Below are 20125 nucleotides of genomic sequence, written 5' to 3'. Positions count from 1 at the left end.
TGTGCAAACGCCGTAATCTACTGAAGGAGTCATTGGAAATGGAGCAAACACTATCCATTATTAAGCCAGACGCTGTTGCTAAAGGTGTCATTGGAAAAATTGTTGACCGATTTGAGTCAAATGGGTTAAAAATAGCTGCGATGCGAAAAATAAAACTAAGCTACGATGATGCGGCAACGTTTTATGAAATTCACAAAGAACGCTCATTTTTCGGAGAATTGGTTGAGTTTATGACCAGTGGACCAGTAGTAGTCATGGTGCTTGAAGGTGACAATGCAGTGGTAAAAAACCGAGAGCTTATGGGCGCAACTAACCCAAAAGAAGCTGCTCCTGGAACAATCCGAGCCGATTTTGCTGAAAGTATTGATGCAAATGCGGTTCATGGAAGCGACTCTCTTGAAAATGCAAAAGGGGAGATTGAATTCTTTTTTGCAAAACGAGACATTAGTTAACCAATGATCATTGAATTTCGAAAGATTCCCAAAGAAGCCTTTGAAATTGATGTTCAAGAGGGAGATATTTCCCTCAAAGCATGGGTGTTTAAGAAAAAACCAAACCTGCTTTTATGCCAAGGAAAAATTATCGGAACCCTCTCACACCATTGTGACCGTTGTGGAGTGGATTTGACTATGGTTCTTGATGAAGAAGTTGAAGTTTGGATGAGTGATGGCGTGATGCCTGCTTCAGAAGAAACAGGGTTGTTAAACCTTGTAGAGTTTTTTGATGAGCGTGCAGATTTTCATGCTATTTTACACAGTGAATTAGAGGCAATTAAAAGTGATTATTTTTATTGCCAATCCTGTCAAAACTAAACAAAGGAGAATACGATGGCTGTACCAAAAAGACGCGTGAGCAAGACCCGTTCAGCAAAACGACGAACGCACTACAAAGTGACGCTTGCTATGCCTGTAAAAGATAAAGATGGTTCTTGGAAAATGCCCCACCGCATTAACAAAACTACGGGCGAATACTAATTCGAATGTTGCGCATAGCAATTGACGCCATGGGTGGTGACTTCGGCCCAGAACCGATTGTCGAAGGGACCATCCAAGCTCTTTTAACCTCCAAAAAAGAGTTTCATGCCATCTTGGTGGGTGATGCTCAGATTATCAAACCTATGATTCCACAAGGACTGCAAAAAAGAGTATCGTATGTGGAAGCAAAAGATATCATCGATATGCATGAATCGGCCACGGACGCACTTAAACGCAAAGAATCTTCCATCTATAAAGCGGTTGATTTAGTGAAAAATGGAGAAGCGGATGGTGTGGTTTCAGCAGGCCACAGTGGCGCAACCATGAGCCTTGCAACCTTGCGCATTGGGCGCATTAAAGGTGTCGCAAGACCGGCAATCGCAACACTCATGCCCACACTCAAAGGGGAATACACCCTTGTGCTAGATGTGGGGGCAAACGTAGATTGTAAGCCTGAACATCTTTTTCAGTTTGCCGTGATGGGCGAAGCGTACGCTAAAGAAGTGATGGGAATTAAACACCCAAAAGTTGGCCTACTTTCCAATGGTGAAGAAGAAAGCAAGGGCGATGAAATCACAAAAGAGGCACACAAGAAATTGCTTAAACTTGGGTCGTTTATTGGCAATATCGAAGGAAACAATATTTTCGACAACTCTGTTGATGTGGTTGTCTGTGATGGATTTGTGGGAAATATCGTTTTAAAAACCAGTGAAGGGGTCGCAGACTCTATCACAAAAATTATTCGGCACAACATTCGCCGTTCTCCTGTTGCGATCGCGGGGGCAGTGTTGATGCGAAAAGTGTTTAAGATTTTAAAAACACAAGTGGATTATGCTGAATATGGCGGCGCACCCCTTCTTGGTATCCAAGGATGTGCTATTATTGGTCATGGCAAAAGCAACGCAAAAGCGGTCAAAAACGCTATTTTTCAGGCACTTAATTTTGCGGACTCAACCATTAATAAAACAATCGAAAGCGAACTCTCGCGCTACAAGATTTAAGCGAAGGATTTTTACATGTACGCGACTCTTAGATCAATCGGGGCTTATGCCCCTAAAACCATTTTAACCAATCAAGACCTTGAAAAAATGGTAGATACGACAGACGAGTGGATTGTAAAACGCACGGGAATCAAAGAGCGTCGCATTGCAGCACCCGATGAAGTAACAAGCGATTTGGGCGTGGAAGCTGCAAAAGTGGCCATTGCGCGCGCGGGAATTGACCCTAAAGAGATTGATGGTATCATTTGCGCGACCCTTAGTCCTGATTATCTAACGATGCCCTCAACGGCCTGTATGATTGCCCACAAGCTAGGGCTTGGCCACGTGATGGCCTTTGATATTTCTGCGGCGTGTAGCGGGTTTGTCTACTTGCTCAACCTTGCCAAAGCCTTTATTGAATCGGGTGCGTATAAAAACCTCTTGATTGTCGGTGCGGAAAAAATTAGCAGCTATGTGGATTATACGGACCGGGGCACATGTATTTTGTTTGGTGATGGTGGTGGGGCTGCGATTATTGGTCAGACGACCAATAAGGACGAAGCAATTTTAGATGTACATGTCGCCGCAGATGGAGAATATGGCCATTTGCTCATTACTCCAGGTGGCGGGTCAAAGGAGCCATGTTGTCTAAGCCTTCTTGAAAACAAGCGCCAATTTATCCAAATGGCAGGCAATGAAGTTTTTAAGATTGCGGTGAAAACCTTGACCAACGACGTAGTAGACATCTTAGCGCGCAATGCAATGGGTGTGGACGAAATTGACCACTTCATTCCCCACCAAGCAAACTTTCGCATTATCGAAGCGGTGCGCCAAAAATTAGAATTTCCCGAAGAAAAAACCGTCTTAACCGTACACAAATACGGCAACACCTCCGCCGCGTCCATCCCCATGGCAATCAACGATGCCTATGAAGAAGGACGCATTAAGCGCGGGGATTTGATTTTACTTGATACCTTTGGTGGCGGGTTTACGTGGGGGAGTGCCTTACTTCGATTTGGGGGAGATCAAATCTCTACCCCAAAATAACGCGTACGCGCCGAATCCCCTCCGTTGCCTCAAGGGCTTGAATAAGGCTGGGGGAAATCTCTCCTTGCACATCCAAAAGCATATACGCAACGTCTCCCTTGCTCTGATTGAGCATATCATCGATATTAATCCCTTCTTTCGCTAGCAATGACGTAACAGCACCAATGATATTGGGAATATTTTTATTGACAATGCTAAGGCGTGTCAGGCCTTTGCGCATAGGCAGTTTACATGTAGGGAAATTAACCGAGTTTTCAATATTGCCGCTCTCTAAAAAGTTTTTGAGTTGTCGGCTTGCCCAAATAGCACAATTTTCCTCGCTCTCTTGGGTGGAGGCGCCAAGGTGAGGGACAGGAATAACACCCTTGGTGCGAATGAGGTTTGCGGTGGGGAAGTCGGTGACATAGGCACCAATGTGGCCGCTGTTAAGGGCGGTGATTAAATCTTCTTCCTTAAAAAGTTCTCCGCGCGCAAAGTTCATGATTTTAATGCCTGGCTTCATCATCTCAAATTTCTCAGCATTGTACATCTCTTTAGTAGAAGGCAAAAGGGGCACGTGCACGGTGAGGTAATCCACGCTTTTAAGAAGGGTTTCAAGGCCCGAAGCTTTTTGCACATCATTGGAAAGTTCCCACGCCCCATCGACGGAAAGGTAAGGGTCATAGCCGATGACGTGCATGCCAAGGGCTAGGGCATCTTTGGCTACGAGCGCACCAATAGCGCCAAGTCCCACGACACCTAGGGTTTTTCCTTTGATTTCACACCCTGCGAAATTGGCCTTGCCTTGTTCTACAAGGGTAGGGATTTGATCCGCCGGCCCTTCTAAAGACCTTGTCCACGCAACCCCATCAACCACATGGCGCGAAGCAAGCAGCAAAGAGCAAATCACAAGTTCTTTGACAGCGTTGGCATTAGCGCCAGGGGTGTTAAAAACGACAATTCCTTTTTCACTGCAGCGATCCAAGGGGATGTTATTCACCCCAGCCCCCGCTCTTGCAATGGCTTTAAGGGAGGCGGAAAATTCCATTTCCTGCATTTTGAAACTGCGAACGATGATGCCATCGGGGTCTTTAAATTCACTGGCAATTTCATACTGTGCATGGGGAAGCAGTTCTAATCCCTTGGCTGCGATTTTATTGAGTGTTTGGATTTTGTACATGTAAGGCCCTTAACGGTGATTTTTGGCAAAGGATTGCATGAGGTCAACAAGGGCTTCAATCCCTTCCTTGCGCATCGCGTTGTAAATAGAAGCACGTAATCCACCCACGGAGCGGTGTCCTTTAAGGCCAATCATGCGTTCTTTTTCAGCCAACGCTAAAAGCTTTGCTTCTAGGGCCTTGTCTTTGTCTTTGATGTTGAAAGAAACATTCATAAGGGAGCGAGACTGCGCAAGCGCGTGCCCTACATAAAACCCTTCGCTAGCATCGATGGCGTTGTACAGCAGTGCCGCTTTTTCTTCGTTGTACTGACGTACCGCTTCCACGCCTCCTTGTGCTTGAATCCATTCCATGGTAAGGCCCAAGAGGTAGATACCAAAGGTAGGTGGGGTGTTGTAAAGGGAGTTGGCTTCCGCGTGGGTTTGATAACGTAGCATCGTAGGTACATTCTCTTTCACCCTACCTAGTAAATCGCGTTTAATAATGACAATCGTAACGCCTGAGGGGCCAGCATTTTTTTGAGCCCCTGCGAACAAGAGGCTTGTTTTGTTCCAATCAATAGGATAAGAGAAAATATCGCTTGAGGCATCCACAACAAGAGGCGTGGGGGCATCTGGGAATGTTTTGTATTGGGTGCCATAGATGGTGTTGTTGGACGTGATGTAGGCGTAATCAGCCTCATGGCTAAAGGCAATATTCTCAGGAATATGGGTGTAGCCGCTTTCTTTGGAGCTGGCCACAACGCGGGTATTTAGCCCCATGATTTTAGCTTCTTTGATTGCTTTAGAGGACCATGTGCCCGTGTCAACAAATTCAATGACACCCCCTTGGTAGAGGTTGAGTGGAACCATAGCAAATTGTAATGAAGCGCCCCCTTGAAGAAATAAAACATCATAATCTTCGGGTACATGTAAGAGTGTTTTGATGTCTAAAATCGCTTTATCATGAATCTCTTCATAAACAGAGGAGCGGTGAGAAGCTTCCATGATGGAAAGCCCGTGACCATGAAAATCAAGCAAGTGCGTTTGGGCTTCTTTGAGGACTTCTTGGGGAATCATGGAAGGGCCTGCGCCAAAGTTGATGGCTGGTTGCATTATATCTCCTTGGGGGTAGTGTGCGTTATTAAGATACAAAAAAGTGAGATTGTATCAAAGGAAACTATAAAATCTTATGAAGCGTGGTGGCGTTACCCATCCACGAAGTCAGTGCCTCCCAGTCGCCCTTTTCAATCATGGTTTTGGCGCTGTGAAGCTCTTTTTCAAAAAGGCTAATGGATTCAAGCAAATTGGTGCGGTTTTGCATGAAAATTTCACTCCACATTTGGGGTGAACTTTTGGCAATACGGCTCATGTCGCGAAAGCCACCACCTGCAAGCAAGAGGATGCTTTTGGGGTCTTCTTGGCCCATAACGCTGTTGGCGAGGGCGTAGCTAAGGGCATGGGGAAGGTGGGAGATAAACGAAGCGTGGCGGTCGTGGGAGAGAGGGTCCATAAAGACGATTTTCATGCCAATGTGGGAAAAGATTTGCACGGAACGCTCTTTGTGTAAGTCCCCAGAATTGTCAAAATCACACAAGACCACAACAGCGTCGCGGTAAAGCCCTTTGAGCGCAGCGCTTGGTCCAAACTTTTCTGTTCCTGTCATGGGGTGTGCGGCCACAAAATTGGAGCGAATAGAGGCGGGAACGGAGGCGATGATTTTCGCTTTGGTGCTGCCTAAGTCCACAATCGTTGTGCGTTCTGAGACCCCTACAAGCTCTTGAAGGGTTTTGATAATGCCCTCAACCGGGATTGCTAAAAAGATCATATCACATTGTTTGAGTTCATCAAAAGAAACAATCTCGCTCACCAAGCCAAGGGAAAGTGCCTCTTCGCAATGGGTAAGATTGTGGTCAATACCTACAACTTTTGAGACGAGCTTCGTCTCTTGTAATGCAAGCCCTAAAGACCCTCCCATGAGGCCAAGGCCGACAATGCCTACTGTCATTTTTTTATACCTTTTTGAATTTTTACGATGAATTAAATCTTGAGATGGTATTATATCCACTTTGCTACTAAAAACCTGATTACACGAGGATTCCCCTTTGATGAAAACATTCACCATACTTCCCCTATTGGCAGCAACATCGCTGATGGCTATCACTATAGAATCTGTCACTTACAATGGCCTTGTGCGTCTCTCTGCAGATTCGGCAAAAGAGATTACGGGGCTAGAACCGGGCAAACAGCTTGATATCGAGCAAGTTGATACGGCGATTAAAAAATTGTACATGCAAAATTATTTTAATGACATTTGGGTAGAAGAAGACGCGGGGCATGTAACGGTCTATGTGAAAGAAAAACCTGCCATTGCAAGGATTGAGTTTGAAGGCGTGGGGCAAAATGATAAAGAGGTATTAGAGCCTATCTTGGGTGTACGCAAGGGGATGATGTACGATGAGCGTATTATCGCCGAAGCGCAAAAACGCATCCAGCAATTTTTTGAAGCCAAAGGTTTTTTTGATACAGTAGTGGAAGTTAAAAGTGAACCCCTTGCCCAAGAGGGAAGTTTACATGTAAAGTTTTTGGTGAACCGCGGGGAGAAGATTATCATTCGTTCCGTGCAAATATGTGGGGCAGAAGCCCTTGGCTATAAAAATGTTGAGCCTGTCCTTGCCAATAAAGAACGGGAAATGTTAGGGTGGTTTTGGGGCTTTAACTCCGGGGAGTTAAAGATACATGAATTGCCCTTAGATAGCGACCGCATCAAAGACGAATACATGAAACGGGGCCATTTGGATGTGCAAGTGAGCACCCCATTTTTAAAAACCTATATGGACAGTTTTAATGCTGCCCTTACGTACCAAGTCATTGAAGGGGAGGTTTACAAGGTTGAATCTATCGCCTTTAGTGCCCCAGAAGGGCTTTTGGACGAAGCAGCATTGCGCGACAAGCTCTCGCTGTCTGAGGGTAAGGTTGCCAGTGTTGAGCGGCTACGAAAAGATTTGGAATTGGTAGAAGTGGCTGTAGCTGACCAAGGGTATGCTTTTGTGCGGGTTTTTCCCGATTTGAAACAAGATAAGGAAACCAAAATGGTTTCTATTACCTATGTGGTAACCCCTGGGGAAAAAGTTCGGGTACGTAATGTACGCATTGCGGGCAACACGCGCACCATTGACCGCGTTGTGCGCCGTGAGATGTACTTGACAGAGGGTGCGATGTATAGCCGTACCGATTTGGTCGATTCGCGCAATGCGATTCGCCGAACGGGCTATTTTGAAGATGCTACTATTACTGAAGAGCGCGTAAGCCGTGATGAAATGGATTTGCTTGTGACGGTAAAAGAAACGTCCACAGGAGCTATCAGCGGTGGGATTGGGTATGGGACTTCGGATGGACTCTTGTTGAGTGCGAGTGTGTCCGATGGCAATGTGTTGGGTAGCGGACTAAAGGGTGTTGTTAGCGTGGAACGCTCCGATAAAGAGTTAACCGGTCGGATTTCTTTGACCAATCCCCGTGTGTTTGATTCGGTATACAGCCTAGGGGGAAGTATTTACTCAGAAGACAATGAGTGGATTGATTATGATGAAAAGAAGATTGGTTTTGACGTCACTTTGGGGCGACAATTTGGACGCTATACTTCCGTGGGGCTGACTTATGTTTTGGAAGAGGTTGAATTGTCTAATATGACGCAGGCTCTAAAAAACGTGTATGATTATGAAGAAGGAAAGCGCATTAAAAGCTCCATTACCCCTTCTGTCTCCTTTAACAATACTGATGATTACTATTTGCCGCGCACGGGTATAAGTGCGAGTGCTTCTTTGGAATTTGCAGGCATCGGTGGGGACTATGAGTTTGTCAAAAACCACTACCGTTTTGCCTATTTTTATGGCTTAAGAGAGGCGATGGATTACGACCTTATTTTGCGCTATAAAGCACGGCTTTCTCTCGCGTGGGACAATGGCTATTTGCCACGCAATGAAAGATTGTACCTTGGTGGCGTGAGTTCTTTGCGGGGCTTTTCTTCTCGGTCTATTTCACCTAAAAATGACGCAGGCACGCTCTTAGGCGGTGAGATGTCGTTGGTGAACTCCATTGAAGCGAGCTTTCCGTTGGTCGAGCGCCTTAAGATGCGGGGTGCTTTGTTTATGGATTATGGCATGATTGGCGATAACAATATTGCCGATGAAACCCGCGCAAGTGCAGGGGTAGTGCTAGAGTGGACTTCTCCCCTTGGGCCCATTGCGCTTATTTTCGCAGAGCCTATCAAGAAGAAGTCAGGGGACGATACTGCCAGTTTTGAATTTACAATTGGACGGCAGTTTTAGCGAAAGGCGATGGCAAAAGAAGCGGGCTTGATGAGCTTTTTAATGGCCTCTTTTGCCAAACGCATAGAGTTGCCACTCTTTACATGTAAGGTGTGGTTTTCATAAGAAAAGGTTACGGGCGTTTTGCTCAAATCCGTGTTGAGGCACTTGGCAAAGGCAAGAATAAAACTTAGCCAATTGACCGTGTTGGCTTCAGGCAACAGCGCGCCATAAGCCCCAAAGTCTTCATAATTTGGCAACTTTTTTGTGTGGTATTTGATTAAAAGGGCAATGAGCATTTTTTGTTCATGGGAGAAGCCAAAATTTAGATTGTTAAGAATGAAGTAAAAACTGTGCAAATGCTCTTGGTACACACTCAAACTGCTTCCCACAGAATGCAATTTAGCAGAAATAGACAATTCAACCTTATATGCCCCATCAATCTTGTGTAAAGTGGACAACGCGTCAAATAGGGCCAACGCCGTTTTAGCGACATGGGCGTCATCTTTGGGGTTGGGTGAAAAACGGTCTGTAAGGCTTTTGAGGCTCGGATTAAAGTTTTTGGGAAAAACCCCTTGATGGGAAGCCAGTAAATCACTCAAAAAGACCCCTTCACGCACCCCTGCACCCGAGGTAAGGACGTTAGAGGCTCCTAGGTGTGTCAGCAGCTTACTGAAGATTGTGCACCCTTCTCGAATGGTATCAATGCGGTCTTTTTTAAACCCGTAAGGTTTCAAATCTAAGATACTCTGGCGCCCAATAGTGTCAATCCAAGGTTGGTGCTGTGCGACGTCGTAGGAAAAGCCATGGACGGTCTTTAAAGGATAAAGCTCTTTTTCCATGATGGCATTGGATAAGGCGCGAAGTGTCCCCCCAATCCCAACCACGCATGGTGAGGAGAAATGCTCAGGAAGGTCTTTTAGCGCGGTTTCTAAAAATGCTTCTACGACATTTCGTGCTTGCTTGGTGTCAAAAAAAAGCTCCTTAAGGCGCACGGTTCCAATATTAAGAGAAACCGTATCGACAATCTTCCCTTTGACAATTTTTGCCAATTCGGTAGAACCCCCTCCGATATCCACCGTCGTGGCTTCTTCTAGAAAAGGAAGCAAATTTACCGCAGCCATTCCCCCATACCGTGCTTCGGTGTGCCCGTCAATAATGCGTACGCAAAAGCCTAGTACTTTGCGCACCTTTGAGGTGAAGTCAGATGCATTGGGGGCATCCCTTAGGGCAGAAGTGGCAACACACAAGACCTTGGTGCAATGAAGATTGGTAGCAATGCGATGGAAGGACTCAAGGGCTTCAAAGGCCTCTTGGATGGATTTTTCTTGGAGGCGTCCACCTCGCTCATAGGCACCTTCCCCTAGGCGGACTCTGCTTTTAACTTCTTTGATAAGGTGAAATCCAAAACGGCTGGTTTTTTCAAACACAACCATTCGGACGGAGTTTGAGCCAAGATCAATGACAGCGGTGCGCTTGGCCATTACTCTTCGTTCGTGAGTTGTTCATATTTGAGTTTTAGTTCCTCAACACTTTCCACATTATCAGGGTCGGGAATGATGCATTCAACTGGGCACACGGCGATACACGAAGGCTCATCAAAGTGCCCTACACATTCAGTACAGCTGTCTGGATCGATAATATAAATGGGATCGGCTTCCTCGATAGCAAAATTTGGGCATTCGTCTCGACAAGCATCGCAAGCAATGCACTCTTCAGTAATCATTAATGACATACATCTTCCTTCTCGTGGGTAAAATATTTGGTGAGTTATACACTAAAACAACTTTGACGAAATTTAAAAGAAGAGGGTTGAAGGTTTTCCTTATCTTAGGGGCTTGCAAAAGGCGAAGGATTGTGACATAAAACCCTAAAAAACTGAGGGATTCTTCAAGAAAATCCAACTAAAGCAAGCGTTTTTTATGGGCTTTAAGGGAGGTTTTGGGGAGAGACAATGAAGCAAGGGTTCCTTGGCGGTCTGTACGGTTGGCAATACGAATGGTTGCGCCTAGGGCATCCGCGGCACCTTTGGCCAAGAAAAGCCCTAGTCCTGTCCCCCCTTTGTCTCCATAACGCTTAAATGGGGCAAACAGATCTTTGCTCTCATCGATGCCTACGCCTTCATCTTCCACCGTAATTAAAAATTCAGTAGGCAGTTCTGAGGCATGGATGGTGATGGTGCTGTTTTTTGGAGAAAACTTGATAGCGTTTTGGACAAAATTTTGCAAAATATGAATCAGTAAGGTTTTTTGGGTGGTGATGGTGTAGCGGGATGCATGCAAGATAAGTTCAATTTTTTTACCCTCTTGGTGGGCCAGAATTTTAAAATTTGTAACACGCTCTTGCAAAAAAGCAACCAAATCGATGGAAACAGGCTCTTCAAATTGGGCACCTTCTTGCCGTCCAATCTCTAAAATGGCACCAATCATAGCGTTCATTTCATTGATAGCTTGGATGTTGCTTTGCAGTGCTTCAACGTATTTTTCCGCTTCGCGAGGGCGCAATAAAGTGACTTCATTTTTTGTTTTCATCACCGCTAACGGGGTTTTAAGCTCATGGGCCGTACCAATAAAAAGCTCTTTTTGGTATTTGACAAAGATTTGAATTCTGTCAATTAAGCGGTTAATTCCTTTGCCAAGAGGCAAAAATTCTTCAGGTAATGTGTCAATATCCACTGAGCGTAAAAAAGTTTCGTTCATATTTGCCAGTTTATTGGCAAGGATTTTGATGGGCACCAAGAGCATACGCGAGAGGAACAGGGCATAAAAGAGGATGAGAAAAATAGCACTGAGGTTAATGAGCAAAATATTGCGCAAAATACGATCAAGCATTTTATCGGTTTGTGTCACCTCTTGGGTGAGGACGATAAAGGCCTCTTCGTGCCTCCAAATAGGCTGAAAGATAGAAAGAAATTGCTGCTTATCTACGGCGTGTTGCTTGAGCTCCACGGCGCGGTTTTTTTTAGGAAGGAAGGCAACTTTAGCGCGAATCTCAGGGGGAAGGGCGGCGTGGATAAAGGCATACTCACGGGTAATAAGGGCAGGGTTGGTTTCGCGCTCAATAAGAACCGCATACTCCTTTAAGGAACTTGTAATGGTCTCAAAGATAGAAATCTTAATGGTTTGGTATAAAATGGCGGAGAAGATGACAATTAGTGTGGCCGAAGCCGACACTAATTGCAAGATAAACTTTGTTCTTATACTTTTTTGGGAAAACAAAATCGGTAACCCCGACGTCGAACGGTTTCGATCGTTGAGATATTGAGCGGTTTATCCATCTTTTGACGGATTTGGTTAATAGCAACTTCAATGACATTGGGGGTTACTAGTTCAGGTTCTTCCCAAATGGCATCCAAGAGTTGCTCTTTAGAGACAATCTGGTCGCTGTGGCGCGCAAGGTGGGTTAAGACTTCAAAAGGCTTGCCTTTAAGTTCAATGTCTTGACCTTTGTACGTGATTTTTTCTTCGTCTGGATCAATAACCAAGTCGTCGATTTTGATAACGTTTGTGCCACCAAAGCGAAGTCTCGCTTCGATACGTGCGACTAAAATGTCAAAATCAAAAGGTTTTTTGATGTAATCATCCGCACCGGATTTTAGGGCTTTGATTTCGCTTTCTTTGTCGTCTTTGGCAGAGAGGATGACCGCAGCTGTGCGCGGAGACTTTTGTTTGACGAGGCTGATTAAATCAATGCCATCGCCATCAGGCAACATCCAGTCGGAAAGGACCAGATCATAGTTGCGAATGCCGATGTAATATTCGGCGTCTTTGAAGTTCTCAGAACTATCTGTTTGGTAACCAAACTCTTGGAGACCTTCGGCGATGGTTTTGTTGAGGGTTACTTCATCTTCAACGATTAGTATCCGCATTTAGATTTCCTTAAGGTAAAAATTTATGGGGGGATTGTATCATAATTTAAGCGTTATTTCAAGATTTTTTAATGTTTTTTTAATATATTTTTTCTAAGGAGGCACCGACGGTGCATTCAGGAAGAATATCGGGCTTGGAAAGAGAGAGTTTTAGGGATGCAATGGGTGGAAATTGTGTTTTCAGCAAGGGCGCAAGGAACAAAAGTGCTTCCTCGACCGTTTTGAATTGCTCACGGATAAGGGTCTCTTTAACTAAAAACACCACCTGCGCGTAATCAATACTCAAAGGAATATCCTTACATGTAAAGCTTCCATTAAAAATCACCCGTTGGGGTGTAATGCGCTCCTGGGGTAAGAGACCAATGATGGCCTCAAAGGTGAGGTCTTTGACAAAAATTGTCATCTTAAATGACTTGTTTTTCTTGACCGTTTACCAAACGCATGAGATTGGGAATGTGCTTGTAAAGCACGATAAACGCAATCACCAACAAGGGGGCATGGGTGTGGATATGGGGCATGTCATAATGAATCAAAAAAGAAGAAATAATGAGTGTCGTGAGCGCACCTAGGGAAGAAACCGAAGAAATGCGCACGGTGCGTCCGAGTAAATACCACACGGCAAAGGCAATCAGTGTTTCAAGTGGCAAGAAGTAAAGGAGTACGCCTACTGCTGTCGCCACGCCTTTGCCTCCTTCAAATTTTAAATAAGGACTAAAGCAATGGCCGATGATGGCAAGCACGCCGATGGTCCACTGGGTTTCTACCGAAAGTCCCATGGAGGCTGCAAAAAGGATGAGCGTTAGTCCTTTAAGGGCGTCTAGTACCACAGTGGCAAGAGCAAGTTTTTTTGCAAGGCTAGGATGGGTTTGTTTTAAAACACGCAACACATTGGTTGCGCCGATGCTTTGGCTTCCTTGGGTACGGATGTCTGTGCGGGCGAAGGTTTTGGCAAGAATGAGTCCAAAAGGAATGGCGCCGATGAAATAGGCTGCAAGGTAAAAATGGATATTGATGTTGGTTAACATAGAAGCGGGGTTCCTTGTGTATAATTTGGCATGTGCGCATTTTAGCCAAAAATCAATTAGGTTGTCTTTAATGGCGCCTTTGCTATAATGTCCGATTTTATTTTGAACATAAATCAAGGAAAACCGAGTGAGTAATACAGCAATTAAAGAACAGATTCAAGAATTAAAACGCACCCTGAATGTCTCCATCGTGGCCCATTATTACCAAAAAGATGACGTGTTTGAAATGGCCGATTTTACAGGAGATTCACTGCAACTTGCCCAATGGGCAGCCCAAGATACGAAGCCGTATTTGATTTTTTGCGGTGTCGGATTTATGGGGCAAAGTGTCAAGATTTTAGCGCCCCAAAAACGCGTACTGATGCCCAAAATTGCGTGCTGTGCCATGGCGCGGATGATAGACGTGGGCTATTTTGACGCAACCTTGCAGACCCTGAGGGATGCGGGTATTGCGCCTGAAGAGTTGATGCCCATCACATACATCAACTCTTCCGCAGAAGTCAAAGCGCGGATTGGAAAAATGGGCGGCATGGTGTGCACCAGTTCCAACGCAAAAGCCATCATCACCAAAGCCCTAGAGAGTGGCAAAAAAATCTTGTTTGTTCCGGATAAATGTTTGGGGCAAAATATTGCCAAAGAGATGGGATTGGTGGCAAAGGTTGTGGGACTTGAGGCGGATTTGGCAAGCGCGGATGTGTTGTGCTACAACGGGTTTTGTTCCGTTCACCAACTTTTTGACGTGGAAGATGTGCATTTTTTCCGCGCCAAATACCCGGGCATCAAGATTGTAACCCATCCTGAATGCAAGCCTGAAGTGTGCGATATTTCCGACTTCGTAGGCTCCACGGCACAAATGATTGCCTACATCAACACCCTTCCTAAAGACCAGCCTGTCGCCGTGGGGACGGAGTATAACCTCGTGCAGCGGTTGCGCAAAGAACACACCTATGTACTCTCTTCTACCAAGCCAGAATGCCCGACGATGAACGAAACCAGTTTGGCGGATTTGCACGAAACCCTGCTTTCCATTAAAAACAACACCTTTGCCAACGAAATCATCCTTCCTGAAGAGACCAGAAAATGGGCTAAAGTCGCCCTTGAGCGGATGTTTAACCTATGATACGCCCCTTTGTCGAAGCCATTTTGCGTGAGGATTTGGGGCGGGGTGATTTGTTTGAACGCCTTGCTCCTCCTTTGCCTGCTAGGGCAATCCTTACATGTAAGGAGCCGGGTGTGTTTGCAGGCGTGCCCTATGTGGAAGCGGTGTGTGAGGTGCTTGGGATTGATGTTGTTTTTGACGTGTGTGATGGTCAAACCATAGAAAAAGGAGAACGCCTCGCCCTTTTAAAAGGCCCCTCAACCCAGCTGCTAAAAGCGGAGCGGAGCGTCTTAAATCTTGCACAACATGCCAGCGGGATTGCCACCAAAGTGGCTACGTATGTGCGTGCTCTTGAGGGGATTCCTGTGCGCCTCCTAGACACGCGCAAAACACGCCCTTTGTTGCGGAGTTTTGAAAAATACGCCGTGCGGTGTGGTGGTGGGGCAAACCATCGGTTTGGGTTGGATGATGCGTTGATGCTCAAAGACACGCACCTTGCGCTTATTGGCAACCTCAAAGAGACACTCGCCTTAGCGCGCAAAACCCTGCCTTTTACAACGACTATCGAAGTGGAGTGCGAAACCCTTGAAGACGCCAAAATGGCCATGGAAGCAGGGGCAGATATTGTGATGTGCGACAACATGGGTCTTGAGGAGATGAAAGAGGTGGTGGCGTATAAAAATGCCCATTTTCCTCACATTATTCTTGAGGCTAGCGGGAATATTACTGAGGCTACCATTGTTGCTGTGGCACGAACGGGTGTGGACGCGATGAGTTGTGGGAGCATTATTCACCAAGCCACGTGGCTTGATTTTTCCATGAAGATGGAACCGTTGCGCTAAGATGGCTGCGGATGATCAAGAAAAAACAGAAGAACCTACCAGTAAGAAAATAGAAGATGCCCGCAAAGAGGGCAATGTTCCCAAAAGCCAAGACACCAGTAGTTTTGTGACGCTTGTCGTGGCGGTGGTCGCGGTGTTTTTAACCTTTCCCTTTCTTGAGGGGCGTATCCGCAGTCTTTACATGTACTACTACGAATTCATCGGCGAGGAACTCACCAAAGCAACCCTCATTTCCATGGCAATCGTTTCCTTTCGGGAGTTGGGGTTGATGGTTTTGCCTATTGCGATTTCGGTAGCGTTGGCGGGCGTTTTGGCGGCTTTGATGCAATTTGGTTTTTTATTTACCACCAAATCCATTACGCCAGATTTGAAAAAAATCGACCCTATTAAAGGGTTGAAAAACCTCCTTTCCCTGAAAAAACTCATTGAGGGCTTAAAGACAATTTTAAAAGTCAGTGCTGTTTTTGGGTTGGCGTTTTATTTTTTGATGGAATTTACCACAGAACTTCCCAAAACCCTGTTTTTTGGCCTTTTTGGTCAACTTATTTGGCTACGAGACAAGATGGTGATTTTAGCGGCGGTGATGTTGGCGTTGTTTTTAATCCTTGCGTTTATTGACCTGATGTTTGTGCGGTACAACTATTTTAAAGAACTACGCATGAGCAAGCAAGAGATTAAGGATGAACACAAACAAATGGAAGGCGACCCGCAAGTGAAGGCGCGGATTCGACGGGTGCAAATGGAGATGAGCCAAAAACGCATGATGCAAAATATTCCCGATGCGGACGTGGTAATCACCAACCCAACCCACTATGCAGTCGCCATTCGGTACGATCAAAGCAAGGACAGGGCGCCTGTGGTGATTGCCAAAGGGGTTGATTTTTTGGCATTGCGCATTAAAGAGATTGCCCTCAATCATAAAATCCAAATTGTTGAAAACCCCCCGCTTGCCCGCGAACTTTACAAGCAATGCGACATTTCACAAGCGATTCCTGAGAAGCTTTACAAGGCAGTGGCTGAGGTGCTAGCCTTCGTTTATCAAACCAACAAACGGCGCTCTTAGAGAATTTTCAGCCCTTTTTGGATACAATCGTCCACTTCAACTGCCACTGCCTAGCAATGACCCAAGGATAACCACATGAAACAACAGCGTTCAGGAAGTATTATTATTTTACTTGTTATTGGTGCCGTTTTGAGTATTTTATTGTATTTGTACAACTCTCCTATGTTTGAGCGCACCCCGCCAGAAATTTCCCTTGAAGAGACGATTTATTGGAATTTAAAAGAACCCATTGCCTTACATGTAAAGGACCAAAGCGGGGTAAAGTTCGTGCGAGTGACATTAAACGATGGTGCAAATAGCGTCGTTTTACATACCCAAATGTACGACACGCCCCAAAAAGAACTAAGCCTTGAGGTAACCTTTCCTCGCACAGGATTTTTTAGCAAACAAGAGCAAATGGTGCTAGAAGTGGAAGCAATAGACACCAGCAAATGGAACTTTTTCTCCGGCAACGAAGCCAAAAAAACAGCCCTCTTGCACATCGACACCACGCGTCCGGAACTTTTTGTCTTGACAAATTCTTACAAAATAACCAAAGGGGGCTCAGCAGCAGTGGTTTTTCGCGCCAATGATGCCAACTTAAAAGAGCTGTACATTCAAACCAACGACGGGCAGCGATTTTACCCCACTCCTTTTTACAAAGAAGGGTATTACATCTCTCTTGTGGCGTGGCCAAGGCGTGAAGAGCATTTTCATGCGGATATCGTGGCACAAGACAAGGCGGGCAATCTTTCTCGCGAACGGGTGCGCTTTTTCTTGCAAAATCGAAAATACCGGGTTTCAAGCATCGCACTAACAGAGCGATTTTTGGGTGGAAAAGTGACGGAGCTGGCACAAATGTATTCCCGCGAATACGAAGCCATGAGTCCTATTGAACGGTTTATGTTTGTCAATAAAACTTTGCGAAAAGAAAACGATGAGAAGATTTCCCGCGTCGCAACGCAGGCCCCTCAAGCCCTCTTGGGGGAGGCAAAATTGATTCCTTTTTATCCGTTGCGTAACGGTGCTGCGGTGGCGAGTTTTGGAGACCACCGTAAATATACATACGAAGGACAAGTGGTGAGCGAATCGTACCATTTGGGCCTAGACTTAGCAAGCACTGCCCACGCAGAGATTGTCAGTAGCAATGCAGGAAGAGTTGTCTTTGCGCAAGAGACGGGCATCTACGGACGGACGATTATTTTAGACCACGGATTGGGATTGTACACTCTATACAGCCACTGCTCCTCCTTGCTTGTGCAAACGGGCGATGCGGTGAAGGCGGGGGACGTGATTGGGAAAACGGGAGTAACAGGCTTTGCCTTTGGGGATCATTTGCACTTTGGCGTATTGGTTCAAGGGGTGGAGGTTCGTCCTGAAGAGTGGATGGACAAGAGTTGGATGGAAGACAATTTGTATTCCATTATGCGTAATGCGCAGGCGTTGATTGAGCGCCAGTAAAAAGAGAAAAACAGCTTTGTTTACTGATTGTTCACCCCTGTGCCATACAATGGGGAATTATTTTTGCTTGAAAGCTCCCATGATGAGCGTGCACCCAAGGAAGAGTGAGTGAGACAATTAACGATTCTTAACAGTGTTGAAAGTGTCGGAATAGGGTTGCACAAAGGTGAGCCTATCCGTATTGTGTTAGAGCCTATGGAAGCGGATACGGGGATTGTCTTTTACCGAAGCGATCTTGGTGTGGGCTTTAGGGCGTTGCCAGAGTTTGTGATTAACACCCAAATGGCAACGGTTGTGGGCAATGAACACGGCTCTATTTCAACCATTGAACACCTGCTTTCTGCGATTTGGGCTTATGGGATTGACAACATCCGCGTGGTGGTAGATGGTCCTGAGATCCCGGTGATGGATGGCAGTAGCGGGAGTTTTTGTATGATGCTTGATGAGGCAAAAATCCGCCCCTTGGAGGCATACAAAAGAGTGCTGATTGTGCGAAAAGTCGTGGAAGTGCAAGAGGGAAGCAAATTTGCCCGCGTGTTGCCTTCCAAAACCCCTACCTTTCGCTTTACGATTCAGTTTGACCATGTGGCCATCGGCCGCCAAGAGTACCATTTTGAGTTTGGCAAAAAAGCATTTTTAGACGAGATTGCCCGCGCACGCACCTTTGGGTTTATGAAAGATGTCCAAATGTTGCGTAGCCGTGGCCTTGCCCTGGGTGGGTCTTTGGACAATGCCGTTGTGATGGATGAGAAAAAAATCTTAAACCCTGAAGGGTTGCGCTACAGTGATGAGTTTGTGCGCCACAAGATTTTAGACGCCATTGGTGACTTAGCCCTTTTGGGGGCACCTATGATTGGGGATTACGAATCTTTTGCGGGAAGCCACCACCTTAACCATTTGCTCACCAAAGAGATTTTAAAAGACCCTTCAAATTACGAGATTAAGACCTTGGTTCCTGAAGTGGCACAAGCGTACGAAAAGGTATTTGCATAAAGACAGACATTTTAGTGCTTTCCCTTGGTTCACCTCTTTTTGTGGGGGTTTACCAAGAAGGCCGCTTGGTTCAAACACTCCAAAGCACAGACAAATCCAGTGAAGCGTTGCCGCGTATCATGAAAGACCTCCTTGCTACTTATACATGTACTGGATTGTATTTTGCGAGGGGACCGGGAAGTTTTATGGCCATCAAGGTGACATATCTTTTTCTCAAAACCCTTGAATTGGCTCTAGATATCCCCCTAAAGGCGTGCGATGGCTTTGCCTTTAACGGTAATGGGCCCATTAAAGCCGTCGGAAAACTCTTTTTTAGTAAAGAACATGGTAAGATTACAACCAAAGTTTTAGAGGAAGGGTCTGCTAGCGCGTTTACGCTACCTCTTGTTTTAAATACGGACGTTTTTAGCCTCGACACCCAACCACTATACCATTTGCCTGCCCTTTAGGAGTGTGTTTGAAGATTTATATCCCAGCGACCAGTGCAAATTTAGGCCCAGGCTTTGATGCGCTTGGCCTTTCTTTATCCCTTCACAACAGCGTTGTTATTACCCCAAGCTCGGTGGGGAGTATTTCCATTAAAGGCGAAGGAGTGGGGCGCCCTAAGCTTAAAACCCACAATCCTTTTGTCGGTATTTTTCATGAAATCTACACGCAAATGTGCGGAAGAAAAGAGAATTTTCGGTTTGAATTTGAAAACAATATTCCTCTCTCCCGCGGTCTTGGAAGCTCATCCGCGGTCATTGTTGGCGCCATTGCCAGTGCTTACCATATGGCTGGCGTTCGGGTGGAGAAAGAAAAAGTGCTAAACCGCGCGTTGCAGTATGAGTCGCATCCTGATAATATCGCCCCAGCGGTTCACGGAGGGTTTACCACGTCGATTGTCCAGCAAGAGAAAGTGTATACGCAAAAAAAGGTCCTTCCAAACACCATAAAGGCGGTTTTGGTCATTCCTGATAGGCCTATGTCTACAGCAAAATCACGGACACAGCTGCCCAAGCACTACTCCATGAAGGAGTGTGTGAGTAACCTTTCCCATGCAGCATTTTTAAGTGCAGCATTTTTAAACGAGCGGTGGGATTTGTTGCGCTTGGCCGCCGTTGACATGATGCACGAGGAGCGACGCATGCGACAGCTTCCTGAACTTTTCAAGGTAAGAGAGGTGGCACTAGAAGAGGGGGCGCTTATGAGCACCCTCTCAGGAAGCGGTTCAACATTTTTGACGATTGTTTACCAAGAAGAGGCCCAAAGAATGGAAATGGTATTAAAAAAGAACTTCCCGCACTATTTTGTGGGCACGTATGCTTTCGATAACGAAGGCTTTAATATCGAAAACAGCTAAATTTTGGTAC

At 45.7% G+C, this 20125-nt stretch carries 22 protein-coding genes; 13 read left to right on the top strand and 9 right to left on the bottom strand.

The features are described 5' to 3' along the window. The first annotated feature begins 38 nt into the window (after positions 1-38). Genes ndk through AC5SLM_RS03830 form a run of 5 tightly spaced genes read left to right on the top strand, consistent with a single transcriptional unit; the run spans position 39 to position 3001 of the window. The gene (gene ndk, locus AC5SLM_RS03850; protein WP_495249613.1) at positions 39-452 is read left to right on the top strand and encodes a nucleoside-diphosphate kinase; all 414 of its coding nucleotides are present in this window, start codon (positions 39-41) and stop codon (positions 450-452) included. Positions 453-455: 3 nt separating this feature from the next. Further along, positions 456-812 (top strand): DNA-binding protein, encoded by a 357-nt coding sequence (locus AC5SLM_RS03845; protein ID WP_495249612.1) that lies wholly within the window; start codon positions 456-458, stop codon positions 810-812. Between the two features lie 15 nt (positions 813-827). Next, positions 828-974, top strand: coding sequence for a 50S ribosomal protein L32 (gene rpmF, locus AC5SLM_RS03840; RefSeq protein ID WP_495249611.1), 147 nt, complete (start codon positions 828-830; stop codon positions 972-974). A gap of 5 nt (positions 975-979) precedes the next feature. Next, complete coding sequence (gene plsX, locus AC5SLM_RS03835) at positions 980-1975, top strand: phosphate acyltransferase PlsX (protein WP_495249610.1); 996 nt, start codon at positions 980-982, stop codon at positions 1973-1975. Positions 1976-1990: 15 nt separating this feature from the next. After that, positions 1991-3001, top strand: a complete 1011-nt coding sequence (locus tag AC5SLM_RS03830; RefSeq protein ID WP_495249609.1) for a beta-ketoacyl-ACP synthase III — start codon at positions 1991-1993, stop codon at positions 2999-3001. On the opposite strand, the gene AC5SLM_RS03825 is transcribed toward AC5SLM_RS03830, so the two are convergent. The 3 genes from AC5SLM_RS03825 to AC5SLM_RS03815 form a co-directional block, all read right to left on the bottom strand. Next, complete coding sequence (locus tag AC5SLM_RS03825; protein ID WP_495249608.1) at positions 2988-4160, bottom strand: phosphoglycerate dehydrogenase; 1173 nt, start codon at positions 4158-4160, stop codon at positions 2988-2990. The two genes, AC5SLM_RS03830 and AC5SLM_RS03825, sit on opposite strands and share 14 nt — an antisense overlap. A 9-nt stretch (positions 4161-4169) precedes the next feature. Continuing rightward, on the bottom strand, positions 4170-5252 hold the full coding sequence (gene serC / locus AC5SLM_RS03820; protein WP_495249607.1) for a 3-phosphoserine/phosphohydroxythreonine transaminase: 1083 nt from the start codon (positions 5250-5252) through the stop codon (positions 4170-4172). 64 nt (positions 5253-5316) lie between these two features. Further along, complete coding sequence (locus AC5SLM_RS03815) at positions 5317-6144, bottom strand: prephenate dehydrogenase (RefSeq protein ID WP_495249606.1); 828 nt, start codon at positions 6142-6144, stop codon at positions 5317-5319. Positions 6145-6244: 100 nt separating this feature from the next. Here AC5SLM_RS03815 and bamA point away from each other — a divergent pair, with 100 nt between their 5' ends. Then, a complete protein-coding gene (bamA, locus tag AC5SLM_RS03810; RefSeq protein WP_495249605.1) occupies positions 6245-8464 on the top strand; it encodes an outer membrane protein assembly factor BamA in 2220 nt (739 codons plus the stop codon). Here bamA and AC5SLM_RS03805 read toward each other — a convergent pair. The 6 genes from AC5SLM_RS03805 to plsY all read right to left on the bottom strand — a co-directional run bounded on the left by AC5SLM_RS03805 (position 8461) and on the right by plsY (position 13336). Next, a complete protein-coding gene (locus AC5SLM_RS03805; RefSeq protein ID WP_495249604.1) occupies positions 8461-9927 on the bottom strand; it encodes a Ppx/GppA phosphatase family protein in 1467 nt (488 codons plus the stop codon). The genes bamA and AC5SLM_RS03805 overlap by 4 nt on opposite strands. After that, a complete protein-coding gene (locus AC5SLM_RS03800) occupies positions 9927-10178 on the bottom strand; it encodes a YfhL family 4Fe-4S dicluster ferredoxin (protein WP_205457880.1) in 252 nt (83 codons plus the stop codon). The genes AC5SLM_RS03805 and AC5SLM_RS03800 overlap by 1 nt, the downstream gene beginning before the upstream one ends. A gap of 169 nt (positions 10179-10347) precedes the next feature. After that, the gene (locus tag AC5SLM_RS03795) at positions 10348-11625 is read right to left on the bottom strand and encodes a sensor histidine kinase (RefSeq protein ID WP_495249603.1); all 1278 of its coding nucleotides are present in this window, start codon (positions 11623-11625) and stop codon (positions 10348-10350) included. 14 nt (positions 11626-11639) lie between these two features. Continuing rightward, positions 11640-12311, bottom strand: coding sequence for a homeostatic response regulator transcription factor HsrA (gene hsrA / locus AC5SLM_RS03790; RefSeq protein ID WP_205457882.1), 672 nt, complete (start codon positions 12309-12311; stop codon positions 11640-11642). A gap of 79 nt (positions 12312-12390) precedes the next feature. After that, on the bottom strand, positions 12391-12714 hold the full coding sequence (locus AC5SLM_RS03785) for a dihydroneopterin aldolase (protein WP_495249602.1): 324 nt from the start codon (positions 12712-12714) through the stop codon (positions 12391-12393). Between the two features lies 1 nt (position 12715). Further along, complete coding sequence (gene plsY, locus AC5SLM_RS03780) at positions 12716-13336, bottom strand: glycerol-3-phosphate 1-O-acyltransferase PlsY (protein ID WP_495249601.1); 621 nt, start codon at positions 13334-13336, stop codon at positions 12716-12718. Between the two features lie 127 nt (positions 13337-13463). Between plsY and nadA the strand changes: the two genes are divergently transcribed. The 7 genes from nadA (at position 13464) to thrB (ending at position 20115) form a co-directional block, all read left to right on the top strand. Further along, entirely contained in the window at positions 13464-14456 is a 993-nt protein-coding gene (gene nadA / locus AC5SLM_RS03775; protein ID WP_495249600.1) for a quinolinate synthase NadA, read from the top strand. Next, positions 14453-15277, top strand: coding sequence for a carboxylating nicotinate-nucleotide diphosphorylase (gene nadC / locus AC5SLM_RS03770; protein ID WP_495249599.1), 825 nt, complete (start codon positions 14453-14455; stop codon positions 15275-15277). The genes nadA and nadC overlap by 4 nt, the downstream gene beginning before the upstream one ends. A gap of 1 nt (position 15278) precedes the next feature. Then, on the top strand, positions 15279-16340 hold the full coding sequence (gene flhB, locus AC5SLM_RS03765) for a flagellar biosynthesis protein FlhB (RefSeq protein ID WP_495249598.1): 1062 nt from the start codon (positions 15279-15281) through the stop codon (positions 16338-16340). A 75-nt stretch (positions 16341-16415) separates the two neighbouring features. Beyond that, positions 16416-17780: a peptidoglycan metallopeptidase Pgp6 gene (gene pgp6 / locus AC5SLM_RS03760; protein WP_495249597.1), complete on the top strand. Its 1365-nt coding sequence runs from the start codon at positions 16416-16418 to the stop codon at positions 17778-17780. 108 nt (positions 17781-17888) lie between these two features. Further along, positions 17889-18773: a UDP-3-O-acyl-N-acetylglucosamine deacetylase gene (gene lpxC, locus AC5SLM_RS03755; RefSeq protein WP_495249596.1), complete on the top strand. Its 885-nt coding sequence runs from the start codon at positions 17889-17891 to the stop codon at positions 18771-18773. A 65-nt stretch (positions 18774-18838) separates the two neighbouring features. Then, positions 18839-19222: a hypothetical protein gene (locus tag AC5SLM_RS03750; protein ID WP_495249594.1), complete on the top strand. Its 384-nt coding sequence runs from the start codon at positions 18839-18841 to the stop codon at positions 19220-19222. Positions 19223-19230: 8 nt separating this feature from the next. Further along, positions 19231-20115 carry a homoserine kinase gene (gene thrB, locus AC5SLM_RS03745; protein WP_495249593.1) on the top strand — a complete coding sequence of 295 codons (885 nt, stop codon included), beginning with the start codon at positions 19231-19233 and terminating at the stop codon, positions 20113-20115. The last annotated feature ends 10 nt before the right edge of the window (positions 20116-20125 follow it).

Source organism: Sulfurospirillum sp. HTRB-L1 (assembly GCF_059415125.1).
The sequence above is the reverse complement of the archived record's forward strand: the minus strand, read 5'-3'. Positions and strand labels throughout refer to the sequence as shown.